The 12,518-nt window shown below is 72.8% G+C and carries 11 protein-coding genes; 7 read left to right on the top strand and 4 right to left on the bottom strand.

Features of this window, described 5'->3' with window-relative positions:
* Positions 1–31 precede the first annotated feature (31 nt).
* Complete coding sequence (locus ACZ5VD_RS41180; RefSeq protein WP_468685585.1) at positions 32–1,522, bottom strand: SulP family inorganic anion transporter; 1,491 nt, start codon at positions 1,520–1,522, stop codon at positions 32–34.
* A gap of 340 nt (positions 1,523–1,862) precedes the next feature.
* Here ACZ5VD_RS41180 and ACZ5VD_RS41175 point away from each other — a divergent pair, with 340 nt between their 5' ends.
* The gene (locus ACZ5VD_RS41175) at positions 1,863–2,279 is read left to right on the top strand and encodes a MerR family transcriptional regulator (protein ID WP_468551587.1); all 417 of its coding nucleotides are present in this window, start codon (positions 1,863–1,865) and stop codon (positions 2,277–2,279) included.
* A gap of 76 nt (positions 2,280–2,355) precedes the next feature.
* Here the strand turns inward: ACZ5VD_RS41175 and pgm are convergent, their stop codons facing one another.
* The 3 genes from pgm to ACZ5VD_RS41160 all read right to left on the bottom strand — a co-directional run bounded on the left by pgm (position 2,356) and on the right by ACZ5VD_RS41160 (position 6,526).
* On the bottom strand, positions 2,356–3,996 hold the full coding sequence (gene pgm / locus ACZ5VD_RS41170; protein WP_468685565.1) for a phosphoglucomutase (alpha-D-glucose-1,6-bisphosphate-dependent): 1,641 nt from the start codon (positions 3,994–3,996) through the stop codon (positions 2,356–2,358).
* A 125-nt stretch (positions 3,997–4,121) separates the two neighbouring features.
* Positions 4,122–5,189: a dipeptidase gene (locus ACZ5VD_RS41165; RefSeq protein ID WP_468551585.1), complete on the bottom strand. Its 1,068-nt coding sequence runs from the start codon at positions 5,187–5,189 to the stop codon at positions 4,122–4,124.
* Positions 5,186–6,526: an amidohydrolase family protein gene (locus ACZ5VD_RS41160; RefSeq protein WP_468685564.1), complete on the bottom strand. Its 1,341-nt coding sequence runs from the start codon at positions 6,524–6,526 to the stop codon at positions 5,186–5,188. Before ACZ5VD_RS41160 ends, ACZ5VD_RS41165 begins: the two co-directional genes overlap by 4 nt.
* 206 nt (positions 6,527–6,732) lie before the next feature.
* On the opposite strand from ACZ5VD_RS41160, the gene ACZ5VD_RS41155 reads away from it, so the two are divergent.
* The 6 genes from ACZ5VD_RS41155 (at position 6,733) to ACZ5VD_RS41130 (ending at position 12,294) form a co-directional block, all read left to right on the top strand.
* A complete protein-coding gene (locus tag ACZ5VD_RS41155; protein WP_468551583.1) occupies positions 6,733–7,470 on the top strand; it encodes an IclR family transcriptional regulator in 738 nt (245 codons plus the stop codon).
* On the top strand, positions 7,467–8,438 hold the full coding sequence (locus tag ACZ5VD_RS41150; protein WP_468551582.1) for an ornithine cyclodeaminase family protein: 972 nt from the start codon (positions 7,467–7,469) through the stop codon (positions 8,436–8,438). Before ACZ5VD_RS41155 ends, ACZ5VD_RS41150 begins: the two co-directional genes overlap by 4 nt.
* Before the next feature lie 200 nt (positions 8,439–8,638).
* Entirely contained in the window at positions 8,639–9,073 is a 435-nt protein-coding gene (locus ACZ5VD_RS41145; protein WP_468551581.1) for a DUF485 domain-containing protein, read from the top strand.
* Positions 9,070–10,680, top strand: a complete 1,611-nt coding sequence (locus ACZ5VD_RS41140; RefSeq protein ID WP_468685563.1) for a sodium/solute symporter — start codon at positions 9,070–9,072, stop codon at positions 10,678–10,680. The genes ACZ5VD_RS41145 and ACZ5VD_RS41140 overlap by 4 nt, the downstream gene beginning before the upstream one ends.
* A gap of 218 nt (positions 10,681–10,898) precedes the next feature.
* A complete protein-coding gene (locus ACZ5VD_RS41135) occupies positions 10,899–11,456 on the top strand; it encodes a hypothetical protein (protein ID WP_468685562.1) in 558 nt (185 codons plus the stop codon).
* Between the two features lie 76 nt (positions 11,457–11,532).
* Positions 11,533–12,294 carry a bestrophin-like domain gene (locus ACZ5VD_RS41130; RefSeq protein WP_468551578.1) on the top strand — a complete coding sequence of 254 codons (762 nt, stop codon included), beginning with the start codon at positions 11,533–11,535 and terminating at the stop codon, positions 12,292–12,294.
* Positions 12,295–12,518 lie beyond the last annotated feature (224 nt).

The following is a 12,518-nucleotide window of genomic DNA, read 5'->3' as shown; positions in this document are numbered from 1 at the left end:
GCCGCCCACCCCGAAGGAGCCGGGCGGGGCGTCAGTGTCCGGGTGTGAGTTCGCCGCTGAGGGTGTCGTGCAGGTGGGCGCTGGGCTCGTTGAGGCCGGTGATCTCGACCTCCTTGCCGCGCTGGGCGTACTTGGTCTCGATGGCGTCCAGGGCGGCGACCGACGAGGCGTCCCAGACATGCGCGGCGGACAGGTCGATGACGACCTTGTCGGGGTCGGTGGCGTAGGCGAAGCGGCCGACCAGGTCGTTGGAGGAGGCGAAGAACAGCTCTCCGGTGACCCGGTAGACGACGGTGCCGCCGTCGGGGTCGATGACGGCGGTGACCTCGGCGAGGCGGGCGACGCGCTTGGCGAAGACGACCATGGCGGTGACCGAGCCGACGACCACGCCGATGGCGAGGTTGTGGGTGGCGACCACGCACACGACCGTGATCGCCATGCCGGTGATCTCCCCGGCGGGCATGCGCTTCAGCGTCTTCGGGGCGATGGAGTGCCAGTCGAAGGTCGCGAACGACACCATGACCATGACGGCGACCAGGGCGGCCATGGGGATGTCGGAGACCACCGGGCCGAAGACGATGCACAGGACCATCAGGAAGGCGCCCGCCAGGAAGGTGGACAGCCGGGTGCGGGCGCCGGACACCTTCACGTTGATCATCGTCTGGCCGATCATGGCGCAGCCGCCCATGCCGCCGAAGAAGCCGGTGACGATGTTGGCGATGCCCTGCCCGATGGACTCGCGGGTCTTGGAGGAGTGGGTGTCGGTGATCTCGTCGACCAGCTTGGCCGTCATCAGCGACTCCATCAGTCCGACCAGCGCCATCGCGAAGGCGTACGGGGCGATGGTGGTGAGCGTGTCCAGCGTGAAGGGCACGTCCGGCAGGCCCGGCACCGGCAGCGAGGAGGGCAGCTCTCCCTTGTCACCGACGGTCGGTACGGCGATCCCGGCCGCGACCGTGATCACGGTGAGGACGAGGATCGACACCAGCGGCGCGGGAACCACGGTGGTGACCTTGGGGAAGAACACCATCAGCGTCAGCCCGGCCGCGATCAGCGGGTAGACCGGCCAGGGCACGTCGGACATCTCCGGCACCTGGGCCATGAAGATGAGGATGGCGAGGGAGTTGACGAAGCCGACCATCACCGAGCGCGGCACGAACCGCATCAGCCTGGCCACCCCGAGCGCGCCGAGGGCGACCTGGAAGACGCCGGCGAGGATCACCGCGGCGACGAGGTAGCTCAGCCCGTGCTCGCGGTTCAGGGGGGCGATCACGAGGGCGACGGCGCCGGTGGCCGCGGAGATCATCGCCCGTCGTCCGCCGACCACGGCGATGGTGACCGCCATGGTGAAGGACGCGAACAGGCCGATCGCGGGATCCACCCCGGCGATGACGGAGAAGGAGATCGCCTCGGGAATCAGGGCGAGCGCGACGACCAGACCGGCCAGCACCTCGGTGCGCCAGACCTTCGGATCCCGCAGCCAGTCGGGCCGGAGACCGCGCAGCCGGGTGGCGGGGGACAGTGCGGAGGGAGACAACGAAGCGGCTACCTGTCGTGCTCGGGCACACCCCGGTGTCGGGACGGGGCGCGCGACGGAAACGGAAAACGCGGAGATCGAGACGCGGACGCGGAGGCGGAAGGCCAGAGCGGCATCTCGCGATCGGCCGGTTCGAGGGCAAGACGTCGTTGAAAGGCCGGAGATCGAAGGCCCGGGAGGGGGAAGGCCCGGAAGTCGAGGACGGCGACACTTGGGCCGACCCTCACGTCCGGCAACCCTACCCTAACGTTAGAGTAGAGATCGGCGGGGCCGGTCCGCACCGGGACGCGGCGCCCTCGGACACGGGAAGGGCCTGATCAGGGACGTGGACGGCAAGCACATGCAGATCGGCGAGGTCGCCGCGCGGACCGAGTTGTCGCTGCGCACCATCCGGCACTACGAGGACAGCGGCCTCGTCACCCCCTCCGCCCGCTCCCAGGGTGGCTTCCGTCTGTACACCGAGGCCGACGTGGCCCGCCTGATGGTCATCCGCCGGATGAAGCCGCTCGGCTTCACCCTCGACGAGATGCGGGACCTGCTCGACGCGACCGACCGCCTCGACTCCGGCGAGGAACCGCTGCCCGAGGAACGCGAGGAACTGCTGGACCGGGTGCGCGGCTTCGAGGAGGCCACCGGGAGGCGGATGGCCGACCTGCGCGTCCAACTCGCCCGGGCGGAGGAGTTCGCGGCCACGCTGCGCGCACGCCTGCCGCACACGGTGGGGCGCCCCCGGCAGTCGTAGCCGTAGCCGACGAGACCGGGCCGCTGCGCACGCGGCCCGGTCACCCGGCGTACGCGGTCCCGTCGCGTCCCGGCGGTCAGCCGCCGAGCGCCGCCATCACGACGTCCTTGGCCTCGTCCTGGACCCGGCGCAGATGGTCGGGTCCCTGGAACGACTCGGCGTAGATCTTGTAGACGTCCTCGGTGCCCGAGGGTCGGGCGGCGAACCAGGCGTTCTCGGTGGTGACCTTGATGCCGCCGATGGCCGCGCCGTTGCCGGGGGCCTCGGTGAGCACGCCGGTGACCGCCTCCCCGGCCAGGGTGTCCGCCGTGACCTGGGCGGGCGAGAGCTTGGCGAGCAGGGCCTTCTCCTCGCGGGTCGCCGGGGCGTCGATCCGGGCGTAGGCGGGCTCGCCGAAGCGGGCGGTCAGGGCCGCGTAGTGCTCCGACGGGGTCTTCCCGGTGACCGCGGTGATCTCGGAGGCGAGCAGCGCGAGGATGATGCCGTCCTTGTCGGTGGTCCACACCGAGCCGTCGCGGCGCAGGAAGGCCGCGCCCGCCGACTCCTCGCCGCCGAAGCCGAGCGAGCCGTCGACCAGTCCGTCCACGAACCACTTGAAGCCGACGGGCACCTCGACGAGGCGGCGGCCGAGGTCGGCGGCGACCCGGTCGATCATGGAGGACGACACCAGGGTCTTGCCGATTCCTGTGTTGTCCGGCCACTCCTTGCGGTGGGCGTACAGGTAGGCGATGGCGGCGGCCAGGTAGTGGTTGGGGTTCATCAGGCCCGCGTCCGGGGTGACAATGCCGTGCCGGTCGGCGTCGGCGTCGTTGCCGGTGGCGATCTGGAAGCGGTCGCGCTGCTCGATGAGCGAGGCCATCGCGTACGGCGACGAGCAGTCCATGCGGATCTTGCCGTCCCAGTCCAGCGTCATGAAGCGCCAGGTGGGGTCCGCGAGGGGGTTGACCACGGTCAGGTCGAGCCGGTGCTCCTCGGCGATACGGCCCCAGTAGGCGACGGAGGCCCCGCCGAGCGGGTCGGCGCCGATGCGGACGCCGGCGGTGCGGATCGCGTCCAGATCCAGGACGGCGGGCAGGTCGGCGACGTAGGTGCCGAGGAAGTCGTAGCGGCCGGTGGTGGGAGCGGCGAGCGCCCGGGTGTACGGGATGCGGCGGACGTCCTTGAGGCCGGCCGCGATGATCTCGTTGGCGCGGTCCTGGATCCAGGAGGTCGCCTCGGAGCCGGCGGGGCCGCCGCTCGGCGGGTTGTACTTGAAGCCGCCGTCGGCGGGCGGGTTGTGCGAGGGCGTGACGACCACGCCGTCCGCGAGACCCGTGGCGCGGCCGCGGTTGTGGGCGAGGATGGCGTGCGAGACGGCCGGGGTGGGGGTGTAGCCGTCGGCGCTGTCGATGAGGACGGTCACGTCGTTGGCGGCGAACACCTCCAGGGCGGTGACCCGGGCGGGCTCGGACAGGGCGTGGGTGTCGGCGCCCAGGAAGAGCGGGCCGTCGGTGCCCCGCGCGCCGCGGTACTCGCAGATGGCCTGGCTGGTCGCGGCGATGTGGTCCTCGTTGAACGCCGTGTTCAGGGACGATCCGCGGTGCCCGGACGTGCCGAACGCCACCCGCTGCACGGGGTCGGCCGGGTCGGGGTGCAGCGCGTAGTACGCGGTGACCAGCCGGGCGACGTCGACCAGGTCCTCGGGACCGGCCGGCCGGCCCGCTCGTTCGTGCTGCATGGTCCATTCCTCCGCATGAGTTGGCGGTCGTACGACGTCCCATCTTTCCTCTTCGGGGCGTCGGCACGCGAGGGGGGCGGGCCATCGGGCAGCATGAGGCGACCGCACGGGCGGGCCACGGCCGGCTAGGCCGCCCACACCCGTCGTGCGTGGTCGACGAAGTTGCGGCCCATGATCTTCTCGATCCGGGTAGAGGAGTAGCCGCGCCGTTCCAGCAGGCGTATCAGCTCGCGGAACTGGTCCACGCCCCGGAGGTCGACGACGAAGGGGTACGTGTCCGCCCGTTCGCCGGCCGCGGAGACACCGGCCTGCTGACGCCGCGCCACCTGCTCGGCGAGCCGGGCCCGGTAGGCGTCCAGATCGTCGATGGCGGTGACGGGCCCGTCGGTGCCGATACCGACGTGGTCCTCGCCGCAGACGTCCACGGCGTGCGCGATGTGCTCGACGACGTCGGCGGCGCGCGCGTGGCCGGCGGGGTCGAGGAACGGCATGAAGTAGATGCCGACGAAGCCGCCGCGGGAGGCCACCAGGCGCAGTTCCTCGTCGGTCTTGTTGCGGGGCAGGTCGGTGAGCGCGCGGCACCCGGTGTGGTTGATCGACACGGGGACGCGGGAGTGCGCGGCCGTGTCCAGACAGGTCCGCTCGCCGCTGTGCGACAGGTCGACCATGAGGTGATGGTCGTTGAGGGCGTCGACCACCTCGCGCCCGAAGGCGGTCAGCCCCGAGCCGGCCGGTGCCATCGAGCCGCCGCCGAGGTGGTTGGCCTGGTTGTACGTCAACTGGACGACGCGCACGCCGCGTTCGGCGAAGGTCGCGACCCGGCCAATGTCGTCGCCGACGGCCACCGCGTTCTGGAAGCCGTAGATGACACCGACCCGCCCGTCCCGTCGCGCGGTGCGGATGTCCTCGACGGTGGTGACCTTGAGGAGGTCGTCGGGGTGCCGGGCGACGATGCCGTCCCAGACGTCGATCTCGTGCAGGGTGTGCTCGTAGGGCGGGAGGTCGCCCATCACGTAGCCCAGGGTGATGTTGACGGCGGTCAGGCCGGAGGCCCGGGCCTCCGCCAGGGCCCGCGCGTCGAGGGTGAACTGCTCGCCCGTCGGGTTCAGTTCGCCCGCCGCGGCCATCGACGACGGGGTGTTGGGGTTGTCGAGCCCGCCGAGCGCGTTGATGATCAGGGGCGTGCCGGTCAACGGTTCTCCCGGGGTCCGGTGGTGGCGTGGTCGGTACGCGGGAAGCGGCGCCCGCGCTTGACGGTCAGGGTGATCGTGCGCAGGTCGTCGATGTCGGCCAGCGGGTCCCGCGCGAAGACCGCGAAGTCGGCCTGTTTGCCCGGCTCGACGCTGCCCGTGAGGTGTTCGGTGCCGGCGCTGCGGGCGCCGACGAGTGTCGCGGAGCGCAGCACGTCCCGGGCCGGGATGCCGCATTGCCGGACCAGGAAGGCGAGTTCCTCGTACAGGGCGGGGAAGGGGGCCTCGGGGTCGGTCTCGTAGTCGGTGCCGGTGGCCAGCTCCACACCGGCCCGGTGTGCCTGCGCGGTGAGGGCGATGGCCAACTCGTTCTGGCGGGCGGCCCGTTCGGCCGTCTCCGGGTCGTCGCCCGCGAGGGCCTCACTGGCCCACATCCCGGCGGTCGCGTCCAGGACGACGCCCTGGTCCCGCATCCGGGCGAAGAGTGCGTCGAGCCGGGCGTCCGCGCCGGTGACCAGACTCGCGTGGTCGACCGCCGGTTTGTCCTGGTAGGAGGTCAGGGGGCCGGTGGCCGCCTCGTGGGCGAGCAGGGTCACGTGCGAGACGGCGTCCACTCCGGCCCTGACGACGTCACCGGGCGTGGCGGGGAACACGGCGGCGTGCGCCCAGACGAGGACGCCCTGCCGGTGCGCCTCGGCGGTGATGGCGGCGACGAGGGCCGCGTCGAGGTCGGCGTAGACCTTGATGGCCGTCGCGTGGGTGCCCCGGGCCAGGGCCACCGCCAGGGGGAGGTCGGTGGTGTCCGTGACGGCCTGCATCCAGGGCGTCCGTCCCGCGACGGCGCCCTGGGTGACCTGGTGGGTCCGGGGGTCGTCGAAGAATCCGGGGCCGGCCATGAGGGCCGCGTAGTGGATGTCCGGGGCGGCGATCTCCCCGACCCGGGCGGCGCGCGCGAGGTCGCCGACCTGACGGAGGTCGTCGGCCATGTCCCGTACTCCCGTGACCCCGCTGTGGACGAGGCGGCGCAGGACGGCCTCGGCGGCCGGGCGGTCGGGCGGCGTGGCGAGGTGCTGGTGCGCGTCGACGAGGCCGGGCGTGACGAAGTGGCCGGTGAGGTCGATGACTTCGGCGCCCTCGGTGAGTGCGGCGACCGTGTCCGTGGCGCACGTGTCGTCCACCACGACCTGGATCACGGAGCCGTCCACGACGATCGACGTGGCGGGCCGGGGCGGGCTGCCGGTCCCGTCGAACAGCGTGACGCCGCGGTAGACCACCACCGCTCCGGTCTCGGGCGGCGCGAAGGGTGTCGCCGCCCCGGAGCTCTCGTTCGGCAAGGCCACCACTCCCCATCTGTTGCGCTCTGCGTAACATCTCTCTCGCCATGTGAAACAGGCGGTACCCTACCCCTCGATCCCGTATGTGGGGCACCCCGTCGGGACGGTCCGCCCGAGCGTCCGGAGGGGTTTCCGTGCCACGAGCCGTGCCGCGAGGCGTGCCGCACACCGCGCCGCAGTCCGACCGGGCGCCGAGGCCGCCACGAACGGCTGTGGACAAGGCCCTCGACCTGGTCGAGGCGGTGGCCCGGGCACCCCGGCCTCCCCGGCTGACCGATCTCGCCGACGAGGTCGGGCTGCACCGGGCCACGGCCTACCGGATCCTCGTGGACCTGGTCCGCCGCGGCTGGGTCCTGCGCGCCGACGACCGCTATCTGCCGGGCACCGCCGTCCTGCTCCTGTCGGCCCGGGCGGCCCACAACTCCCTGTCCCTCCTGGCCCGTCCGGTGCTGGAGGACCTGTCAGAGCGCACCGGCATGATGGTCAATCTCCAGGTCCTCGAAGGCGACGGCTCCCGGGTGGTGGACGTGGTCCGCCCGGACCGGCTGGCGATGATCAGCACGCTCCGGGACGAGGCGCTCCCCGTCCACCGGTTCGCCGGTCCGCTCGCCCTGGTGGCCGCCCTTCCGCCGGAGGCGCGCGGCCCCTACCTGGACGTGGCTCGGCAGGCGGGGCATCCCCTGGACGGCGACGCGGGCCTGCTGGCCGACATCGAGCGGACCGAGGCCGACGGGTTCGCCGTCGAGCACGGCCGCAACGAGCGGTTCGTGGCCTCCCTGAGCCGGGCCGTCGTCCCCGTGGCCGGGGCGCCGGTCTGCGCCGTCACCGTGGTCGGACCGGACGCCGAGATCGACGAACCGCTGCTGCGGCGGCTGCGGGAGGAACTCGCCTCGGCGGTGGAGACCCTCGGCGGCCTGCTGTCCGGCACGAGGGGGGTGACCGGCGCGTGAGCGACCTTCTCGTCCTCGACCGGGCGGCCACCGCGGCGGCGCTCGACCCGCACCTCCTCATGGCCGCCGTCGCCGACGCACTCGTCGCGGTGGCCCGCGACCAGGTGTCCGCGCCGCCCCGGATCGCGGCGTCCGCGCCCGGCGGGCTGCTGGGCGCCATGCCCGGCTACGTGCCAGGGCTGGGCCTGGCGGCGAAACTCGTGTCGGTGTTCGCGGACCCCGCCCGGCCGGGCCGCAGTACCCACCGGGGCATCGTGGCCTTCTTCGACCCCGAGGACGGCCGCCCCCTCGCCGTCATGGACGCCGAACCCGTCACGGCCTGGCGCACCGCGGCGTCCGCCACCCACAGCGCCCTGGCCCTGGCCCGGCCGGGCCCCGTCGTGGTCGTCGGCACCGGCGCCCAGGCCCGGGCCCAGGTCTCCCTCCTCGCCGCGCTCCGGCCGGCCGAGCCCGTCACCGTCGCGGGCCGCGATCCCGCGGCGGCCCGCGCGACGGCGGCCCTGCACCCGGCGGGCCGCGCGGCCGACGGCATCGAGTCAGCCGTACGCGAAGCGGCCACCGTGTACTGCTGCACCGGCGCGACCCGCCCGGTCCTGCGGCGCGCGTGGCTCGCCCCGGGCGCACATGTGAGCTCCGTCGGCGGCTCCCACGGACCCGAACTCGACGCCGGGACCGTCCTGGACGCGGCGCTCTTCGCCGAGTGGCCCGGCGCCGCCGCGACGGCCCCGCCCTCCGGCGCCCACGAGTTGCAGGCCCTGCCGGAGGGCCACACCGTCACCCTCCTCGGTTCCGTGCTGTGCGGCGAGGCCTCCGGCCGGCCCTCCCCGGACCGGCTCAGCGTCTTCAAGTCCACCGGGCACGCGGCACTGGACGTGGCGGCCGCACATGTCGTGCACGGCACCGCGACGGGCCGCCTCACGGACGGTCCGCCCCCTCGGCGGGAGCGGACCCGACCCCCCACCCCATAGAACACTTGTACGCCACCTCGTCACACCCGTCACCCCCACAACATCCGAGGTCAGAGCGCCACAGCGGTCCTCATCAGGGAGTTCACGGAAGTCTCTGCGCGGGGTCCGGCACCCGCATAGCGTGCGGTCACCCGAACCGCTCCCCCACGCTCCCGCGGTCCGCACCCCGTGGGGCCCACGACCCACTAGGAGATCCTGGGATGTCCTCCGACAGCTCCGAGTTATACCCGGCTCGGCACCGGCCCGGACGGCACGCCTCCCCCGCCCCGGCCCCGCGGTGGGCCGTCGCGCAGGACGGCCCGCGGACACCGGCCCGGACCCGCTCGTGGCACGGGCCGCACCGTGACCTCCGCCGGCTGCGCCGGGCCTGCCGCTGGCAGCGGCGCATCGCCACCATCGCCGCACTCGGCTACTTCGCCGCCTTCCTCACCCTCACCGTCCAGGCCCCCGCCGTCATGACCCGCCTCGCACCCGGCGGCCTGCCCACCGGACTCCTCCTCGCGCTGGTGCAACTCCCCGTCACCTGGCTGGCCGTGATCCTCTACGAGGTCACCGCCCGCCGGTACGTCGATCCCCTGGCCCGCCGTGTGCACCGCCAGACCCATCACGCCCCCGACGAGGAGACGCGGCCGTGACGGACTTCGACGGCACCGCGCAGTCCTGGTCCCTCGTGGCGTTCTGCAGTGTCGTGACCCTCACGCTCCTGCTGTGTGTGCTCACCGGTCCCGACCGCGACGACCTCGCCGAGTTCTACACCGGGTACCGCTCCCTGTCCCCGCTGCGCAACGGCCTCGCCATCGCCGGTGACTACATCTCCGCCGCCACCGTGCTCACCATCGGCGGGGTCATCGCACTGTGCGGCTACGACGGTGTCGTCCTGGCGCTGAGCACCGTGCTGTCCTTGCTGCTCCTGATGGTCCTGCTGGCCGAACCCCTGCACCACACCGGCCGGTTCACCATGGGCGACGCCCTCGGCAGACGCCTGCCCGGCCGCGCGGTGCGCATCACCGCGTGCCTGGTCACCCTCGCCTCGCTGGTGCCGATGATGGTCGTGCAACTCGCCGGTGTGGGCCAGCTGCTGGCGTACGTCCTCGGGTTCTCCGACAGCGCGTGGCGGACCGGCTGCGTCGTAGGGGCCGGCACCCTGATGATCAGCTACGCGGCCATCGGGGGGATGCGCGGCACCGCCCTGATCCAGATCATCAAGACGGTGATCCTGCTCGGGTCCGGACTCGTCGTCGCCGGGATCATCCTGCACACCTTCGGCTGGAGCCCCCGCGCCCTGTTCCAGTCCGCCGCCCGGCGCAGCGGGGCCGACGACGGATTCCTGCGCTACGGCCTGCAGTTCGGGAACGGACCGCACCCCGGCCTCGACATGGTGAGCACCCAGATCGCCATCGTGCTGGGCGGCGCCTGTCTGCCGCACGTCACCATGCGGATGTACAGCGCCGGCAGCGCCCGCCAGGTGCGCCGTGCGATGTCCTGGGCGATCTCGACGGTCGCCCTGTTCATCGCCGTCATCACCGTGATCGGCGTCGGTGCCACCGCGCTCATCGGGCACAGGGCCATCGCCGGTGCGGACCCGCGCGGCAACACGGCCTACCTGCTCGGTTCGCGGGCCGCGTTCGGCATGCATCTCTCCCGCGCGGAGAGCCTGTTGTTCGCCACCGTCACGACGGCGATCTTCCTGACCCTGCTGGCCTCCGTGGCCAGCATGACGCTGGCCTGCGCCAACTCGCTGGCCCACGACATCGCCGCCGCACGCCCGCGCACCTCGGCACTGCGCGAGATGGCCCTGGCGCGCCTGGCCGCGCTGGCCGTGGGGATTCCGGTGATCCTGCTGGCCGTGACCGCGCAGCACCGCAGTCTCCAGCCGCTCGCCACCGTCTCGTTCTGTCTGGGTGCCTCGGCCATCGCCCCCGCGCTCGTCTACAGCCTCTTCTGGCGGCGGTACACCCGCGCCGGCCTGCTGTGCACGCTCATCGGCGGCAGCCTGAGCGTCCTGGTCCTGATGACCGGCACCAACCTCGTCTCCGGATCCCCCGGATCCGCCTTCCCGGAAGTCGACTTCAACTGGTTCCCGTTCACGACCACGGCCCTCGTCTCCGTGCCGGCGGGCTTCCTCTGCGGTCTGCTGGGCACCGTGCTGTCCGGCCGGAGGGCGACCGCCCGCGAACGCGAACGCTACGCGGCCATCGAGCCGGTCCTCCTGGCCGGCCCGCCGGGCACCAGGAGCCGGTGAACGCGCGGGGTCCGCGGGGTCGAGCCGATCATCGGCCTTCGTCGGACTTCTCGGAGCCGAACCAGTCGTCAACCGTCCCCGAGCGGAGCCGTGACCCGCGCTCTGCATGATCGTTACTCCCGGCGCCGAACCCGTGCCGCGAGGTCAGCGCACCGGCATCCGTACCTCCGCGTCTCCCCCCGAGGCGCACGCACCTTCCGTCGAGAGGAACAGCACTGGTGAGCGGCTGGATCACCGTAGGTCTCGGAGCGGCTGCCGCGCTCTGCCCCCTGCCGGGCGCCACCGGGGCGGCCGTCGTCATCGAGACCACCCCCACCACGGCACACCTGGTGGTGTGCGCCCCGGACAGCTGGGTCGAGATCGGCGCGTCCCCGCGGCAGCCGACCGCCACGCCCCCGCCGTCTCCCGCCGTACGCCCCTCCCCGGCCGTACGGACGCCGTCGCACACGCCGGATCCACCGGCACCCCCCGTCGCCGACGATCCCCCCGCGCCGCAGCCGTCGGCGGCCCCGCAGCCGCCGCCCGCCGACCAGCCGGTGCGGGCCGCCGGGCCGGCGCCCGAGGCAGCGGCCGACGACATCGTCGCCGCCTCCCCCGCGCCCGCACCTCGGGCCGCCCCCTTCCGCTGGGTGCCCCGCTTCGCCTACAGCCGCCACTCGGCACGTCCGGCCCCCGCGGGCCTGTCCACCACGATGTCCACCGTCGTGATCACCACCCCGGCCGTCCTGGCCGCCGCCGCACTGCGCCCGGGCTCCCGGCGCCGCAACAGCCGCTGACCCGTACACGGGTCGTCACGTTCACCTCGCCCGTTCACCCGTTCACCCGTTCATCCGCTCGTCCTGGAGTCCTGCTGTGCCGGAATGGCTGATCTACACCCTGGCCTGCGCGCTGGTCTGCGCCTTCGTCATCGTCGCCACCGTGATGCGCCACCGCCGCGTCGCCGACGACGAGGACACCTCACAGACCCCCGATGTGCTGGAGTACATGGTGATGATGGTCGGCGTCGTCTACGCCATCGTCCTGGGCCTGGCCATCGCCGGCGTCTGGGAGGCCCGCAGCGCCGCCGAGGACACCGTCCAGCGCGAGGCCCAGGCCCTGTACGAGATCGACCAGCGTCTGGACGTCTACCCCGCCGCCTTCCACACCCAGGTCAAGCAGCACATCGACGCCTACGCCCGGCACGCCGTCACCACCGAGTGGCCGGCCATGGAGGGCGACCAGCCGGTCGACGCCACCGGTGCCCAGCTGCTGACGCGGATCCGCAGCGACCTCGCCCACCACACACCCACCGACGAACTGCAGGCCCAGGCCTACCAACCGCTCCTGGACCAGGTCGCCACCGCCGACGACGCACGTCACCAGCGTCTGGACAGCGCCGGAACCACCCTGCCCGGCCTGGTCTGGTTCGGCCTGGTCGCCGGCGGGTTCGTCACGCTCGGCCTGCTCTACGCCCTGCAGATCCGCCGCTCCGCGCGCGAACTGATGCTGGCCACCGCGTTCAGCGCCCTGGTGGTCTTCCTGATCTTCATGGTCTGGAGCTTCGACGCCCCCTTCGGCCACTCCGGCACGGATTCGGCCCAGCCGTTGCAGGAGTTGTACGGCAGCGCGGTCTGAGCCCGACGTGTTCCTGGTGCCGGGGCCCTGAGTCCAGCACACCCCGGGCCCACGCCAGGGAGTGCGTGAAGCTCTCCTCCGCCATCTTGTCGGGAGCCGGTGCCGGACGTGGTCCGCGCCCGGCACCCCCACCGGCTCGCCCCTCACCCCGGCCCCGTCCAGGCACTCGGCGAGACGCCGACTGTGGTCGCGATCGGCCATGGAGTCGCCCGTGCCGTGCGCGA

Source organism: Streptomyces sp. NPDC032822 (assembly GCF_055578825.1).
The sequence above is the reverse complement of the archived record's forward strand: the minus strand, read 5'-3'. Positions and strand labels throughout refer to the sequence as shown.